We start from the raw sequence: 14,538 nt of genomic DNA on the forward strand, positions 1-14,538 counted from the left end.
CCACTCGGCACAGATCGCCATGGCCCAGACGTCAATGCGCGTGCGACGCCACCCAGCCGGCGTGCAGGCGCGCATAGGGCCCGTCGGCGGCGACGAGCGCCGTGTGCGGGCCTCGCTGCACGAGGCGCCCTGCGTCCATGACCCACACCTCGTCGGCACTCTCGGCGCTCGCGAGGCGGTGCGCGATGACGACGCTCGTGCGGCCGGTCATCAACTGATCGAGCGCTCGACCCACGGCGACGTCCGTCGTGGGATCGACGCTGGAGGTCGCCTCGTCGAGCACGAGCACGTCGGGGCCCGCGACGTACGTGCGCGCGAGCGCCACGAGCTGCCGCTCCCCCGCACTCAACCGCCCGCCGCGAGCGCCGACCTGCGTCAGCACCCCGGCGGGCTGCCCCGCCAACCACGCGCCGCAGCCGATGGCGTCGAACGCGGCGGCGACGTCGTCATTCGACAGGTCGGGGCGCGCGAAGCGCACGTTGTCGGCGATCGTGCCGTCGAACAAGAACCCTTCCTGCGGCAGGTACGCGACGGACGCGCGTAGCGACGCGTCGTCGAGGTCGCGCAGATCGACGCCTCCGAGACGCACGACACCGTCGGACGGATCGACGAGTCGTGTCAGCAACTTCGCGAGCGTGCTCTTGCCCGAACCGGTCTCACCGACGACGGCGACACGACGACCTGCGGCCACCGACGCCGTCAGCCCGACGATCGCGGGCTTGTCGCCCGCGCGATACGCGAACGTCACGTCATCGAACTCGACCCCGACGGGCCCGCGCGGCAACGTCACCGCCTCGGTGGGCGGCTCGACCTCGAGTGGCGTGTCGAGCACCTCGATGATGCGACGCCACCCGGCGAGCGCGTTCTGCAGGTCGTTGAGCACCTCCGTCGCCGTCTGCACCGGCTGCGTGAACAGGTTCGTCAGGAACACGAACGCCGTGATCTCACCGACGCTCATCCGACCGTGCGCCCCCTGCCACGCGCCGACGGCGAGCACGAGGACGAGCGCGAGCCCCGAAATGCCCTGCCCCGACACGAACGCGCCGACGGCGCGGATCTGCGCGCTGATGGCCGCACGACGCTGACGTTCGATCGTCTCGTCCATGCGCGCCTGCGTGCGCTCCTGCACCCCGAACAACCGCACCGTCGCGGCGCCCGCGACCGACTCCGAGACCGCACTGAGCATGTCCGCGACGCGCTCACGCACGACGCCGTACGCGCGCCCGACGACGCGCTGGAAGTGCCGCAGCAGGAACACGAGCGGCACGAACGTCGCCCACACGACGGCCGTCAGCAGCGGCGAGTACCACAGCATCAGGGCCGTCGCGACGAGCAACTGCCCGATCGAGACGATGAGCATCATGCCGCCGCGCTGCACGAACATCGAGATCTGGTCGACGTCACTCGTCACGCGCGACACCATCGAACCGCGCCGCGACGCGTTGAGCGTCAACGTCGACAGCGCGTGCACGTGCGCGAACGCCTTGACGCGCAACGTCGCGAGACCCGCCTCCGACGCCTTGAACAGCCGCACGTTCATCACGTACGAGCACATCCCGGCGACGACGACGCCGACCACCGCGAGCGCACACGTCCAGCGCACGACACCGAGGTCGATGCCGCCCGGCGCGAGGATGCCGTCATCGATCGCGCGCTGGATCGTCATGGGGACGATGACGTTGCTCGTCGTCGCGACGAGCGCGAGCAGCAGCGTCCACCCGAGCCCACGCGTCATCTCGGGTGCGAGCTGCAGGCCGCGCCGCAGGGTGCCGCGATCACTGACGACGGGAGTCGCGCCTGCCGCCTGCGCCGTGGCGGCTGTCTCCGTGGCGGTTGTCGAGCGCCGCTTCATCGCGCCTCGTCTTCCTCGCGGGCGGCATCGACGACCGACGATTCGGGTGCCGCGGTCACGGCTCCCAGCGCGCCGCGTTCGTCCGCGTCACCCGATTCGTGGAACACCCCCGTCTGCCCCGCGATCCCCTGCCCCGCGGGCGCCTCGTCCGACCCCTCATGAGGCGGAGCCGATGTCGCCCCGCCCGATGCGCCGCGGTCTGAGTCGCCATGGCCCTCGCCCTCAGACTCGTCCCCGGACGCTGAAGAGTCCTGCGTCTCGTACGCCGTGAGAAGCAGCGCATAAGCCGGCTGCGTCGCCATGATTTCTTCGTGCGTGCCTTGAGCGACGACGCGCCCGGCGTCGAGGAACGCGACCTCGTCGGCGAGCAGGATGCTCGAGCGGCGGTGCGCGATGATGACGCTCGTGCAGCCGTCCGTCGCCTCCGCGAGGGACGTGAGGATCTGCCCTTCGACCGCGGGGTCGATGGCACTCGTCGCATCGTCGAGCACGACGAGCCCGGGGCGTCCCGCGAGCACGCGCGCGAGCGCCACGCGCTGACGCTGACCGCCAGAGAGCCGCGATCCGCGCTCGCCGAGCGACGTGTCCTCCCCCTCCGGCAGCGCCGCAACGAACCCCTTGGCGTGCGCGACACCGAGCGCCTCATCAATAGCCCCCGCATCCACACCGGCGCGCCCCAGCGCGACGTTCTCACGCGTCGACTCGTTGAACACGAACGCCTCCTGCGTCGCGAGCGCCACCCGCTCCTCGCGTGCCACGGCATGCGCGGCGGGCACGCCGTCATAGAGCACACTGCCCGAATCGGGCGTCGTCAATCCCGCGATGACCTGAGCGAGCGTCGTCTTGCCGGCACCCGTCGCCCCGACGACGGCAAGGGATCCCCCCGCGGGCACGCGCAGCGTCACGTCGGTCAACGCTGCGCGCCGCTCCTGAAGGCCCTCGGCCACGTCGGAACCGTCCTCCGACCCGCCCTCAGCATCAGCCCCCGCCGCCGGCCGCGCGTCGTGACGGAACGTCACGTGCTCGACGTCGACTGCGATCGGCCCACCGGGTAGCACAAGCGTGCGGGCGGGCACCACTGTTGAGCCCGCCTCGTCGAGGATCGGCTTGACGCGCTTCCACCCGATCGCGACCTGCGGCAGGCTGAACAGGATCCAGCCGAACGCACGCACCGGCCATGCGAGCAGGTTGAACAGGTACGCCACCTCGACGACGTCCGCCGCCGTGATCGCGCCTGACGCGACCCGCTCGGCGCCGACGAGGACCACGAGCAGCGAACCGATCGTCGGCAGCGCGTTCGTCATCGGGTCGAAGATGCCCTCGGTGCGTCCGAGCCTGACGTTGGCGTCGCGCAGCTCGCCCGCGGCGTCACCGAACCGGGACACCTCCGCGTCCGCTCGCCCGAGCGCCTTGACGACGAGGGCGCCGTCGAAGCTCTCGTCCGCGACGGCGCTGACGCGCGCTCGCGCGGCCTGCGACGCTTCCACGCGGGCGCGCATGACGACCTGGAACCAGTAGTTGATGACGATGAGCAGCGGGAACACGACGAGCGCGACGACGCCGAGCCACACGTCGACCAGGAAGATCGAGACGAACCCGAACGCCAGCATGACGGCGACGCCGAGCGCCATCGGCAGCGGCTGGAAGATGTTCCAGATCGCCTCGACGTCCGAGTTCGCGTGCGACAGCAGCTGACCCGACGGGTGCGCGAGGTGCCAGCGCATGGGCAGTAGCTGGTAGGCGCGCGTCACCTGCCGCCGCGTCGAGGCGATGAGGTTGTTGTACGCCACGCCCGCCGCGATGCGGCGCAGGATGACGGCGGCCGCGTTGAGCGCGACGACGCCGCCGAGCTGCCACACGATCTGCCAGACCATCGCACCGTCGAGGTGACGATCGCGCACCGCCGGCGTGACGACGTCCGCGACGAGGTGGCCGATGACGCGGGCGGTGAGGACGGTGAGGATGCCGTATGCCGTCGCGCCGATGACGGCGGGCGCGAACGCTCGCCACTGCTCGCGGGCGCCGGCGGCGGCCACGCGCACAGGTGAGGCGTCAGGGGCCAGGTCGGCTGAGGTCACGTGGGGTTCCTTTGCTCGCGCATTCGCGCAGGTGACAACATTGCGGCATGCGCAAGTATGCCCAAGCCGAACGTCATGCCCTGTGCGACACCGCCCTGCGCCTCGGCCCGGACGCGCCGACGCTGTGCGTCGGCTGGAATGTCAGGGATCTCATGGCACACCTCGCGATGCGTGAGCGCCGCCCGGAGGCCCTCGGTATCCTCGTGCCCCAGGTGCGCGACGCGTCCGAACGCACCCGGGAGCGCTACGCGTTGCGCCCGTTCGAGGATCTCGTCGACATGGTGCGCAAGGGTCCGCACGAGTTCTCGCCGTTCCGCATCCCCGCCGTCGATGCGCACGCGAACCTGCAGGAGTACTTCATCCACCACGAGGACATCCTGCGCGCTCAGCTGCCGGCCGCCGACCAGGACGGCGTCCGCGTGCTGGGCGCCGACCTGCAGAACGCGCTCTACGACGCATTGCCCACGGCCGCACGGATGACGCTGCGCCGCTCGGCGATGCGCGTCGCGGCGCTGTGCCCGGGGCACGCGCCGCTGGCGCTCAACTCGCCGTCGGAGCCGATCGGCGAGTTCATCGTCGCCGGCCAGCCGAGCGAGGTGCTGCTGCACCTGGCCGGGCGGATGAGCTTCGTCGAGTTCGAGGGCGAGCCCGACGACATCAACCGGTTCGTCGCCGAACCGCGCGGCATCTGAGCGTCAGCGCACGACGGAGCGTCAGCGCACCGGGTGCCCCGCCGCCGCAAGGGCACCCTTGACGTCACCGATCGTCAGCTCGCCGTAGTGGAACACCGACGCGGCGAGCACCGCGTCAGCGCCGTGCGCGACGGCCGGCTCGAAGTGCTCGACGGCGCCCGCGCCGCCGCTCGCGATGAGCGGGACGCTGACCTCGCGGCGCACCGCGTCGACGAGGTCGAGGTCGAAACCGGCCTTCGTGCCGTCGGCGTCCATCGAGTTGAGCAGGATCTCCCCCGCGCCCAGCGCCTCCGCGCGAGCACACCATTCGACGGCGTCGAGGTCGCTCGCGCGACGCCCACCGTGCGTCGTCACGACGTAGTGGCCATCGACGCGGCGCACGTCGGCCGACAGGACGAGCACCTGCGCGCCGAACCGGTCGGCGATCTCCCCGATGACCTCGGGGCGGGCGATGGCGCCCGTGTTGATGCCGACCTTGTCGGCGCCGGCGCGCAGCAACCGGTCGACGTCGTCGACCGTGCGCACGCCTCCCCCGACCGTCAGCGGGATGAAGACCTGCTCCGCGGTGCGCGAGACGACGTCGTACGTCGTCGAACGATCCGAGGAGCTCGCCGTCACGTCGAGGAACGTCAACTCGTCGGCGCCCTGGGCGCCGTACTTCGCGGCGAGCTCGACGGGGTCGCCCGCGTCGCGCAGGTTCTCGAAGTTGACGCCCTTGACGACGCGGCCGACGTCGACGTCGAGGCACGGGATGACACGCACGGCAACAGTCATGGCACCAGATTAGAGGCCACGGCGACGCAGCGCCGATAGGTTTGATCCGTGGATGACGCTCGCGCCGGCTCGCTCTCGGCCCCCGTGCGTCCCGAGGCCGCCGCCCTCGCGTGCGTGCCGCACGTCGAATACGACGACGCCCTCGCGCACGTCGAGGCGCGGATGACGCGCCCGCGCTGGCTCGTCACGATCGACGGCCGCTCCGGCTCGGGCAAGACGCAGCTCGCCGGCGCTCTGCACGATCGTCACGCGGACGCCCAGATCGTCCACCTCGACGATCTGTACCGCGACTGGGACGGGCTGTCGGCGGGGCTCGTGCGGGCCCGTCACATCGCCGAGCAGTGGTCACGCCACAACGCGAGCACCTACCTGCCGACCCACTGGCCGGGCACGGCGGCGCGAGGACGCGTCACCGTCACACCCGATCGTCCGCTCATCGTCGAAGGCGTCGGCGCGACCTGGGTCGGACGTTCGCTCGCCCACGCCGCCCTGTGGCTGGAGGCCGAGCGCGAGACGCGCAGACGGCGCGCGCTGGAGCGCGACGGCGAGACGTTCGTGCCCTACTGGCTCGCGTGGGAGTTGCAGGAGGACGCCTGGTTCGCGGCGCACCCACCGCGCCCCGACGCGCTCGTTCCCGTGCCGGACGACCCCATTCGGGGCTGAACGAGCGTCAGTCGTGCGCGCCCGCCGCGGCCGCGGCACGCTGACGAGCGACCTCGACGAGGGCCGCGAGGCGCGAGGCCTCCGCCTCGGCCGACGGGCCGTCAGCACGCTGGATGGCCATGACGGCAAGCTGCTCGGTGTCGGCGAGGTCGAGCGTCGCCCAGGCCCGCCCGCCGCCGAACTGGACGCCGAGGATCTCGGCCCACTCGATCTCACGCGTGAGGATGAGGTTGCGCACCTTGAGGCCGCGCTCGTTCGGCACGGCCTTGACCAGCCCCCAGCGCGACAGCATCCAGCCGATCGCACACCCGAGGAAGAACAGCGACCACTTGTCCGTCGTCGTCCACCCCGTCGCACCGCCACCGGGCACGAGGACGAACGCGACGATGCCGAACACGACGACGGACAGCGCCGCCGCGGTGAACGCCATCGCCCGCCCGCGTCGCGGGACGAAGGGACGGTAGGCGTCGACGTCACTCATGGTTGCTCCTCGCGGGTTCGACTACAGGCGGCAGGCTGCGATGTCGGTGACGAGGATGGCACGCGCGCCGAGCGCGTACAGCTCGTCCATCACGTGGTTGATGACCTTGCGGTTGACCATCGCGCGCACCGCGACCTTGTTCGGGTCGTGCAGCGGCGAGACGGTCGGCGACTCGAGCCCCGGCGTCAGCGCCGCGGCGCGTTCGACGAGGGAAGCTTCGATGTCATAGTCCATCATGACGAAGTTGCGGGCCGTGAGGACACCTTCGAGGCGACGCACGAGCGTCAGTGCGGCGTCACCGACTTCGCGCGCGTCCGGGCGGATGAGGACGGCCTCACTCGTGAGGATCGGCTCGCCGAAGACCTCGAGGCCCGCGTTGCGCAGCGTCGTGCCGGTCTCGACGACGTCGGCGATGACGTCGGCGACGCCGAGCGTCACGGCCGTCTCGACGGCGCCGTCGAGACGTACGACCTCGGCCTCGACGCCGTTCTTGGCGAGATCGGCCCGCACGAGGCCGGCGAACGACGTCGCGATGCGGCGCCCCGCCAGCTCGCTGACGGACGTCGCGACACCCGGTCGGCCGGCGTAGCGGAACGTCGAACCGCCGAAGCCGAGCTGCAGGTGTTCGACGGCGCTCGAGCCGGAATCGAGCAGCAGGTCACGCCCGGTGATGCCGAGGTCGAGGGTGCCCGAACCGACGTAGACGGCGATGTCCTTGGGACGCAGGAAGAAGAACTCGACGTCGTTGTCGCGGTCGACGACGACGAGTTCCTTCGACTCGCGACGCCCGCGGTAGCCCGCTTCCTTGAGCATCGACGCGGCGGATTCGGACAGGGCGCCCTTGTTGGGCACGGCAACGCGCAGCATGGAGGACCCTTCGATCACAGGTGGGAGTAGACGTCGTCGAGCGTGATGCCGCGCTCGAGCATGAGCACCTGCAGGTGGTACAGCAACTGGCTGATCTCCTCGGCGGCGGCGGCGTTGCCCTCGTGCTCGGCGGCCATCCACACCTCGGCGGCCTCCTCGACGATCTTCTTGCCGATGAAGTGGACGCCCGCGTCGAGCTCGGCGACGGTGCCCGACCCCGCGGGGCGCGTGGCCGCCTTCTCGCTCAGTTCTTCCCACAGTTGCTCAAAGCTCTTCACGGTGCCCAAGGCTACCGGCTGCGTTCGCGCCGAGCCGACCGCGCCCGGCGTCGCGCCGCTCACAGCGTCGCGGCCGGAAGCTGCAGCGAGCGCAACGTCATCTCCGTGACGACGGCCGCCGTCGCCGCCTCGTGACCCTTGTCCTCGCTCGAACCCTCGAGGCCCGCACGATCGAGCGCCTGGGCGTCGGTGTCGCACGTGAGGACGCCGAAACCGATCGCCTTGCCGGTCGTGACGCCGATCTGCGTCAGCCCGTCCGTCGCGGCGCTGCAGACGTAGTCGAAGTGCGGAGTGCCACCGCGAATGACGACGCCGAGCGCGACCAGGACGTCGAAGTGCGGCGCGAGGCGCGCGCAGGCCGCCGTCAGCTCGAACGTGCCGGGCACGCGCACGAGCGTCACGTCGTCGTCACGCACGCCGGCGTCGGCGAGGCCGCGACGGGCGCCGTCGATGAGGCCGTTCATGACCTGCTCGTGCCAGCTCGCCGCGACGACCGCGACGCGCAGGCCCGCCGCGTCCGTGCTGAGGGTGGGGGCTCCGTGGCCGCTCATGATGTTCTCCTTCGATCGATCTGCAGTGGTGGTCCGTGCGTTCGGGTGGTGCGCCGGGCAGGTGGTTCCGATGCGACGCGCGGTTCACGCGTCGAACGTGTGCCCCATGCGCTCGCGCTTGGTGCGCAGGTAGGAGGCGTTCTGGACGGTGCGCCCCGCGATGAGCGGCACCGTCTCGACGACGTCGATCCCGTGCTCGACGAGCTCGCGTACCTTGGCCGGGTTGTTCGTCAGCAGCCCCACCCGTTCGATGCCGAGGTCGCGCAGAATCGCTGCGGCAGCGCCGTATTCGCGCGCCTCGATCGGCAACCCCAGGTTCGTCTGCGCGTCGACGGTGTCGGCGCCGGCGTCCTGCTGGGCGTACGCGCGGATCTTGTTGAGCAGGCCGACGCCGCGGCCCTCCTGCCCGCGCAGGTAGACGACGACGCCGCCCTCACGCGCGACGAGCCGCTGCGCCTCGGCGAGCTGCGGCCCGCAGTCGCAGCGCAGCGAGCCGAGCGCGTCGCCCGTCAGGCATTCGGAGTGGACGCGCACGAGCGGCACGTCATCACCGTCGGTCGGCGCGACGAGCGCGAGGTGCTCGGCGCCGTTCTCCCGATCGGCGTAGGCCTCGACGCGGAACGTGCCGACCTGCGTCGGCAGGTCGGCGCTCGCGACGTGTTCGACGCGGTCGTGGCGGCGCCGCCACGCGATGAGCTGCTCGATCGTGATGACGGCGAGGCCCTCGCGCTGCGCCAGCTCGATCGCGCCGGGCAGCCGCATCATCGCGCCGTCGTCGTGGACGAGTTCGACGATCATCGCGACCGGTTCGAGCCCGGCGAGGCGGCACAGGTCGACGGAGGCCTCGGTGTGCCCGTCGCGCTCGAGGACGCCGCCCGGCTTGGCGCGCAGCGGGAAGACGTGCCCGGGGCGCGTCAGCGCGCTCGGCTCGGTGCTCGGGTCGGCGAGCAACCGCAGCGTCAGCGCGCGGTCGGCTGCGGAGATGCCGGTGTGCACGCCGTCCTTCGCGTCGACGGAGATCGTGTAGGCGGTGCCCTTCGGATCCTCGTTGCGCGACACCATCGGGGGCAGCAGGAGGCGGTCGGCGATCGCGTCCGGCATCGGCGCGCAGATGACCCCGGAGCTGTGCCGGATCGCCCACGCCATCCACTCGCGCGTCATCGTCGCGCCCGACATGACGATGTCGGCCTCGTTCTCGCGGTTCTCGTCGTCGGCGACGAGCACCGGCCGTCCGAGCCGCAGTTGCTCGAGCGCGTCCTCGATGCTCGACAGCGCCAGCGGCGTGTCCTTGGGCGTTGCGGCGCTGGGTGCGGCGCTCATCAGGCTCTCTCTCGTCTCGGTTTTCATCGTCTCGGTCTGCTTCGACGGGCTGTGCATCGCTCAGGCCGCTTCCATCTCGCGTTCGGCGACGCTGTGGGGGCGTGAGATGCGCACCCACTGCACGAATCCGACGACGACGAGGGCTGCGTAGAGCGCGTACAACACGGCGCTCGGGTAGTACTTGGAATAGATGAGCTCGGGCACGCCGACGACGTCGACTGCGATCCACATGAGCCAGAAGTCGTTCCAGCCGCGCGCCATCGCGAACGTCGCGAGCAGGGAGCCGACGAAGATCCAGGCGTCGCACCAGAAGTACCACCACGGCGCCGGCCAACCCGCGCCGATCAGCGTGAAGATCCAGTGCACGACGACGACGCCCGCGCCCCAGGCGAGCAGGTAGCCGATGCGCTGGCTCGTGCTCGCCCAGTGCGGCGTGACGGCCTCACCGCTCGTGCCGTCGCGGCGGCTCGCGCGCCACACCCACCAGCCGTACAGGCTCGTGATGATGAAGAAGATCTGCCGCCCGGCCTGGCCGAGCATCGGCGCGCGATCGTCCATGCCGAACACGAGCCCGGCGAACACGGTGAACAGCAGCATGTTGCCGATGATGCCGACCGGCCACGCCCACACCTTGCGGCGCATGCCACCGATCGCGGACGCCATCCCGAACGCGTTGCCGATGATCTCGCGCCACGTGATCTGCGCACCGCCGATCGTCAGGTGCGCCGAGTAGGCCTGTTCCCAGATGCTCATGCGCGCCCCTCGGAGGCCGCCAGGCGGGCGTCGAGTTCCACGAGACGGATGTCGAGCGCAGCGAGGCGCGGCGCGAGCATCTGCTCGACGTACTTGGCGAGCACGTCGACCTCCACGTTGACGAGATCGCCGACGCGGGCGGCGCCGAACGTCGTCAGCTCGAGCGTCGTCGGGATGAGGCTGACGCTGAACGACGCCTCCTGGCGCGAGGCGACCGTGAGCGACACGCCGTCGAGCGTCACCGAACCCTTCTCCACGACGTAGGGCGCCAGGTCGACGGGCAGGTCGAAACGCACGACGCTCCAGCGCTCCCCCGGTTCGATGGCGGTGATGCGGACGGTCGCATCCACGTGGCCCTGCACGACGTGACCGCCGAACCGTGCCTGCGCGCTCATGGCGCGTTCGAGGTTGACCCGGCTGCCCGGCACGAGCGCGCCCAGGCTCGTGCGATCGAGCGTCTCCTTCATGACGTCAACGCTGAATCGCTGCTCGTCGAACGTGGTCACCGTCAGGCACACGCCGTTGACGGCGATGCTGTCGCCGTAGTGGGCGTCGTCGAGGACGGCGGCGCCCGCGATCGTGAGGATCGCCGCGTCGGCGGTGTGCTCGATGCGCTCGAGCGTGCCGGTCGCTTCGATGATTCCGGTGAACATCAGATCTCCTTCGTGGGACGCAGGCGCAGGCGCAGGTCGGTGGCGGACGGTTCGTTCGAGGGCAGCGTCGCGGCGTCGACGAGGTCGAAGCGGAGGGCCTCCGCGATCGTCGTGATGTCGAGGTCGGCGGCCGCGGGGCGGCCCGCGCCGAGCAGGGCGGGGGCGAGATAGGCGACGATCTCGTCGACGAGCCCGGCACGCAGGAACACCGCGGCCAGCGTCGGTCCACCTTCGAGCCAGACGGCGTGAATGCCGCGCGCGTGCAGCGCGGCGAGGACGTCGGTCGGGCTCTGCCGGGGCAGCACGAGGGTGGAAGCGGCGTCGTCGAGCACGCGGGCGGTGTCGGGGATCGGGGTGTCGCCGACGACGACGCGCAACGGTTGCTGCACCCCCGCGCGTCCCTGGGCGTCGCGGACTGTGAGCTGCGGGTCGTCGGCGAGAACGGTGCCGGTGCCGACGACGATCGCGCCGTGCTCGGCACGCTGCGCGTGGACGTCGACGCGCGCGACCGGGCCGGTGATCCACTGGGACGTGTGGTCCGACGCCGCGCTGAACCCGTCGAGGGTCGAGGCGTACTTCCAGCGCACGAACGGGCGCGCGTGGGTGACGGAGAACGTCCAGTCCGCGTTGAGGTCTCGGCTCGCAGCCGCGAGGGTGTCGTCTTGTTCGACGGCGACGCCTGCCTCGCGCAGGATCTGCGCTCCCCCGGCGGCCGCGCCGTTGGGGTCGGGTTGGCCGAAGACAACACGGGCGACGCCGGCGCGGATCAGAGCGCGCGCGCACGACGGGGTGCGCCCGGTGTGCGAGCAGGGTTCGAGGGTGACGTACGCCGTCGCGCCACGCAGGTCGACGCCCGTCGCGATCGCTTCGTTGATGGCCGCGGCCTCGGCGTGCCACGTGCCCGCGCCGCGGTGGTAGCCCTCTGCGAGGATGACGCCGTCAGCGTCGACGACGACGCACCCGACACGAGGATTGGGGTCGACACGCGGCGATAGCGCAGCCAGCTGCGCGGCGCGCTCCATGGCGCTATGACGCTCGAGTCTCACGAGATGCCTTCCGGTCCGATCGAACAACCGATCACCGGGGCACGAGAAAGCTGACGCCCGCCGCACGCCACGAAGGCGCCGACGACATCGGCCGAAACGCCACGCGCGATGCCCTCAGGCACGCCGCAACGGCTCGTCGGCCGCCCGCGCAGAGCGCGAACAACCGCGTGCAACCTCCCATCCGGACTTTAACCGTCGGTCTCGGAATCTCACCGAGTCAACCGACCCCTGTCGAAGCGGGCCGGGTCGCGGACTTTCACCGCCGGCTAGGAATTTCACCTACCCCGGGTACACGCCCAACATGCTACTCCTTCGCGCTCGTCTGCGCGTCTTCCCTCGCAAGCTCGCCCACCCCGCTCGGTGCGACACACGTCAGTTCAGTGCGCGTGCCCCGCAGCCAGGGCACGCAGCTCGTCGATCGCGGCGGCAGCGGACTCGGCACCGTAGACGGCCGATCCCGCGACGAAGGTGTCGGCACCGGCTTCGGCGCACTGCTCGATCGTCTTGGCCGAGACGCCGCCGTCGACCTGCACCCACACGTCACCGCCGTGCGTGCGGATGCTCTCGCGCACCGCGCGCACCTTCGGCATCTGCTCCGCCATGAACGACTGGCCACCGAAGCCGGGCTCGACCGTCATGACGAGCACCATGTCGAGCTCGGGCAGCAGATCTGCGTACGGCTCCCACGGCGTGTTCGGCTTGATCGCCATCGACGCGCGAGCTCCGGCCGCGCGGATGTCGCGTGCGAGCTTTTTCGGGTCGGCCGCGGCCTCGACGTGGAACGTCACGCTCTTGCACCCGGCTTCGGCGTAGGCGGGCGCCCAGCGGTCGGGGTCGTCGATCATGAGGTGCGCATCGAGCGGGATCGGGCTCACCTTCAGCAGCGACTCGACGACCGGCAGCCCGAGCGTCAGGTTGGGCACGAAGTGGTTGTCCATGACGTCCACGTGCGCCCAGTCGGCGTTGTTGATGGCGTCGAGCTCGCGTTCGAGGTTGGCGAAATCGGCGGAGAGGATGCTCGGCGAGATGCGGACGTCACGGGCGTCGGTCATGCGGGTCACTTCTTTCTCAGGAGGGCGAAGAACATGGCGTCGGTGCCGTGCAGATGCGGCCACAACTGGACGGACGGCAGGTCGCCGACGCGCTCGATGGGCTCGTCGAACGCGTCGCGGAACAGCGGCCAGGCGTCCTCCTGGACGACGTCGTCGCGCCGTCCGAGCACCTCCGCGACGACGGCGAGGGTCTCTGCGGGGTGCGGCGAGCACGTCGCGTATCCGATGACGCCGCCCGCACGCGTCGCGTCGATCGCGGAGTCGAGCAGTTCGACCTGCAGAGCGGAAAGTTCCGCGACGTCCGAGGGTTGACGGCGCCAGCGCGACTCGGGGCGACGGCGCAGCGCGCCGAGGCCGGTGCAGGGCGCGTCGAGCAGCACGCGGTCGTAGGTGCCGGGCTCCTCACGACCGAGGTCGCGCCCGTCGCCGGTGCCGATGTAGATCTCCGCGCCGTCGTCGAGCAGCGCGCGCAGGGTGCGCCGCACGAGGTCCGTGCGGTGCTCGCTCGCCTCGTTGCAATAGAGGACGTCGCCGCGCAGGTGCGCGACCGCGCCGAGCAGCGCGGCCTTGCCGCCGGGGCCGGCGCACAGGTCGAGCCAATCCTCGCGTGCGTCATCGCCCGATGCCGTGCGCGGCGGCACGTCAGCGTCGGCGAGTGCGAGGGCGAGCAGCTGCGAACCTTCGTCCTGCACCGCAGCCCTCGTCTGCCGGATCGCGGGAATGTTCGCGGGGTCACCGAACGGCAGCACCGCACCGACCGGCGACAGGTCGCTCGCCTCGGCTCCGGATGCGACGAGCTCGTCGACGGTGGCAAGGCCCGGGCGGGCGACGAGGCTGACGCGCGGAGGCGTGTTGTCGGCCTCGAGCAGCGCGTCGAGTGCGTCGTCGAGGCTCGCTTGACCGTCCCCGCCCGCGGCTCTGTGGCCGCGCAGCGACTGGCGCAGCGCCGAGACGACCCAGCGCGGATGGGAAGTCGCGACGGCGCGCACCTCGTCGGCGTCATCGACACTGCGCGTGAGGTCGGCGATCCACGTCTCACGGTCGCGCTCCCCCGCGCGTCGCAGGACGGCGTTGACGAAACCCGCCGCACCCGAGCCGGCGTGCTCGCGGGCGAGGGCGACGGTCTCCGACGTGGCGGCGTGGACGGGCACACGCATCGACAGGATCTGGTGCACGCCGAGGCGCAGCACGGCGAGCACGACCGGGTCGATCTGCGACGGCGCGCGACCCGAGCCCGTCTCGATGACGCGGTCGTAGAACCCCTGTCGACGGATGGTGCCGAGGGCCAGCTCCGTGGCGAACGCCGCGTCGCGGCCACTCAGATCATGGCGCGTGAGGACCTTCGGCATCTCGAGGTTGGCGTAGGCACCGTCGTCGACGGCGCGCAGGACGGCGAGCGCCGCACTGCGGGCGGGATCACCCGTGCGCCGGCGCGCTGACGGCGCCTGCTCACTGCGGTGGCCCGCGCCGCGCAAGCG

At 71.1% G+C, this 14,538-nt stretch carries 15 protein-coding genes and 1 riboswitch; of the genes, 2 read left to right on the forward strand and 13 right to left on the reverse strand.

What is annotated here, in order from left to right:
• Positions 1-31 precede the first annotated feature (31 nt).
• Together NQ706_RS04050 and NQ706_RS04055 are read right to left on the reverse strand one after the other, a co-directional pair.
• Positions 32-1,852 (reverse strand): ABC transporter ATP-binding protein, encoded by a 1,821-nt coding sequence (locus tag NQ706_RS04050; RefSeq protein ID WP_038568475.1) that lies wholly within the window; start codon positions 1,850-1,852, stop codon positions 32-34.
• Positions 1,849-3,930, reverse strand: coding sequence for an ABC transporter ATP-binding protein (locus tag NQ706_RS04055; protein WP_081873671.1), 2,082 nt, complete (start codon positions 3,928-3,930; stop codon positions 1,849-1,851). The genes NQ706_RS04050 and NQ706_RS04055 overlap by 4 nt, the downstream gene beginning before the upstream one ends.
• Before the next feature lie 47 nt (positions 3,931-3,977).
• Between NQ706_RS04055 and NQ706_RS04060 the strand changes: the two genes are divergently transcribed.
• Positions 3,978-4,622, forward strand: a complete 645-nt coding sequence (locus tag NQ706_RS04060; RefSeq protein ID WP_006943812.1) for a TIGR03085 family metal-binding protein — start codon at positions 3,978-3,980, stop codon at positions 4,620-4,622.
• 21 nt (positions 4,623-4,643) lie between these two features.
• Here NQ706_RS04060 and hisF read toward each other — a convergent pair whose 3' ends face one another.
• The gene (gene hisF / locus NQ706_RS04065; RefSeq protein ID WP_404360435.1) at positions 4,644-5,396 is read right to left on the reverse strand and encodes an imidazole glycerol phosphate synthase subunit HisF; all 753 of its coding nucleotides are present in this window, start codon (positions 5,394-5,396) and stop codon (positions 4,644-4,646) included.
• A gap of 48 nt (positions 5,397-5,444) precedes the next feature.
• Between hisF and NQ706_RS04070 the strand changes: the two genes are divergently transcribed.
• Complete coding sequence (locus NQ706_RS04070; RefSeq protein WP_051805920.1) at positions 5,445-6,059, forward strand: AAA family ATPase; 615 nt, start codon at positions 5,445-5,447, stop codon at positions 6,057-6,059.
• 7 nt (positions 6,060-6,066) lie between these two features.
• Here NQ706_RS04070 and NQ706_RS04075 read toward each other — a convergent pair whose 3' ends face one another.
• The 10 genes from NQ706_RS04075 to NQ706_RS04120 form a co-directional block, all read right to left on the reverse strand.
• The gene (locus NQ706_RS04075) at positions 6,067-6,540 is read right to left on the reverse strand and encodes a PH domain-containing protein (protein ID WP_038568479.1); all 474 of its coding nucleotides are present in this window, start codon (positions 6,538-6,540) and stop codon (positions 6,067-6,069) included.
• Positions 6,541-6,561: 21 nt separating this feature from the next.
• On the reverse strand, positions 6,562-7,407 hold the full coding sequence (gene hisG, locus NQ706_RS04080) for an ATP phosphoribosyltransferase (protein ID WP_038570985.1): 846 nt from the start codon (positions 7,405-7,407) through the stop codon (positions 6,562-6,564).
• A 14-nt stretch (positions 7,408-7,421) separates the two neighbouring features.
• Positions 7,422-7,685, reverse strand: coding sequence for a phosphoribosyl-ATP diphosphatase (locus tag NQ706_RS04085; protein ID WP_038570988.1), 264 nt, complete (start codon positions 7,683-7,685; stop codon positions 7,422-7,424).
• Positions 7,686-7,744: 59 nt separating this feature from the next.
• Positions 7,745-8,236 carry a 6,7-dimethyl-8-ribityllumazine synthase gene (gene ribH / locus NQ706_RS04090; protein WP_038568481.1) on the reverse strand — a complete coding sequence of 164 codons (492 nt, stop codon included), beginning with the start codon at positions 8,234-8,236 and terminating at the stop codon, positions 7,745-7,747.
• An 84-nt stretch (positions 8,237-8,320) separates the two neighbouring features.
• Complete coding sequence (locus NQ706_RS04095; protein WP_051806419.1) at positions 8,321-9,556, reverse strand: bifunctional 3,4-dihydroxy-2-butanone-4-phosphate synthase/GTP cyclohydrolase II; 1,236 nt, start codon at positions 9,554-9,556, stop codon at positions 8,321-8,323.
• A gap of 60 nt (positions 9,557-9,616) precedes the next feature.
• On the reverse strand, positions 9,617-10,309 hold the full coding sequence (locus NQ706_RS04100; protein ID WP_038568483.1) for a nicotinamide mononucleotide transporter family protein: 693 nt from the start codon (positions 10,307-10,309) through the stop codon (positions 9,617-9,619).
• The gene (locus tag NQ706_RS04105) at positions 10,306-10,962 is read right to left on the reverse strand and encodes a riboflavin synthase (protein ID WP_038568485.1); all 657 of its coding nucleotides are present in this window, start codon (positions 10,960-10,962) and stop codon (positions 10,306-10,308) included. The genes NQ706_RS04100 and NQ706_RS04105 overlap by 4 nt, the downstream gene beginning before the upstream one ends.
• Positions 10,962-11,984, reverse strand: a complete 1,023-nt coding sequence (gene ribD, locus NQ706_RS04110) for a bifunctional diaminohydroxyphosphoribosylaminopyrimidine deaminase/5-amino-6-(5-phosphoribosylamino)uracil reductase RibD (protein WP_038568487.1) — start codon at positions 11,982-11,984, stop codon at positions 10,962-10,964. Before ribD ends, NQ706_RS04105 begins: the two co-directional genes overlap by 1 nt.
• Positions 11,985-12,173: 189 nt before the next feature.
• Positions 12,174-12,304: riboswitch (FMN riboswitch) on the reverse strand.
• Positions 12,305-12,385: 81 nt separating this feature from the next.
• Positions 12,386-13,060, reverse strand: coding sequence for a ribulose-phosphate 3-epimerase (gene rpe, locus NQ706_RS04115; RefSeq protein ID WP_038570995.1), 675 nt, complete (start codon positions 13,058-13,060; stop codon positions 12,386-12,388).
• Between the two features lie 5 nt (positions 13,061-13,065).
• The gene (locus tag NQ706_RS04120) at positions 13,066-14,535 is read right to left on the reverse strand and encodes an RsmB/NOP family class I SAM-dependent RNA methyltransferase (RefSeq protein ID WP_038568489.1); all 1,470 of its coding nucleotides are present in this window, start codon (positions 14,533-14,535) and stop codon (positions 13,066-13,068) included.
• Between the last annotated feature and the right edge of the window lie 3 nt (positions 14,536-14,538).

It is taken from the genome of Dermacoccus sp. BD5 (genome assembly GCF_044878485.1).
Lineage (GTDB): Bacteria > Actinomycetota > Actinomycetes > Actinomycetales > Dermatophilaceae > Dermacoccus > Dermacoccus nishinomiyaensis.

Coding starts and splice junctions, on each gene's coding strand:
- hisG (WP_038570985.1), bottom strand. CDS start 7,407: ATGCTGCGCGTTGCCGTGCCCAACAAGGGCGCCCTGTCCGAATCCGCC.
- NQ706_RS04105 (WP_038568485.1), bottom strand. CDS start 10,962: ATGTTCACCGGAATCATCGAAGCGACCGGCACGCTCGAGCGCATCGAG.
- NQ706_RS04075 (WP_038568479.1), bottom strand. CDS start 6,540: ATGAGTGACGTCGACGCCTACCGTCCCTTCGTCCCGCGACGCGGGCGG.
- NQ706_RS04100 (WP_038568483.1), bottom strand. CDS start 10,309: ATGAGCATCTGGGAACAGGCCTACTCGGCGCACCTGACGATCGGCGGT.
- ribH (WP_038568481.1), bottom strand. CDS start 8,236: ATGAGCGGCCACGGAGCCCCCACCCTCAGCACGGACGCGGCGGGCCTG.
- NQ706_RS04060 (WP_006943812.1), top strand. CDS start 3,978: ATGCGCAAGTATGCCCAAGCCGAACGTCATGCCCTGTGCGACACCGCC.
- NQ706_RS04050 (WP_038568475.1), bottom strand. CDS start 1,852: ATGAAGCGGCGCTCGACAACCGCCACGGAGACAGCCGCCACGGCGCAG.
- hisF (WP_404360435.1), bottom strand. CDS start 5,396: ATGACTGTTGCCGTGCGTGTCATCCCGTGCCTCGACGTCGACGTCGGC.
- rpe (WP_038570995.1), bottom strand. CDS start 13,060: ATGACCGACGCCCGTGACGTCCGCATCTCGCCGAGCATCCTCTCCGCC.
- ribD (WP_038568487.1), bottom strand. CDS start 11,984: ATGGAGCGCGCCGCGCAGCTGGCTGCGCTATCGCCGCGTGTCGACCCC.
- NQ706_RS04095 (WP_051806419.1), bottom strand. CDS start 9,556: ATGAGCGCCGCACCCAGCGCCGCAACGCCCAAGGACACGCCGCTGGCG.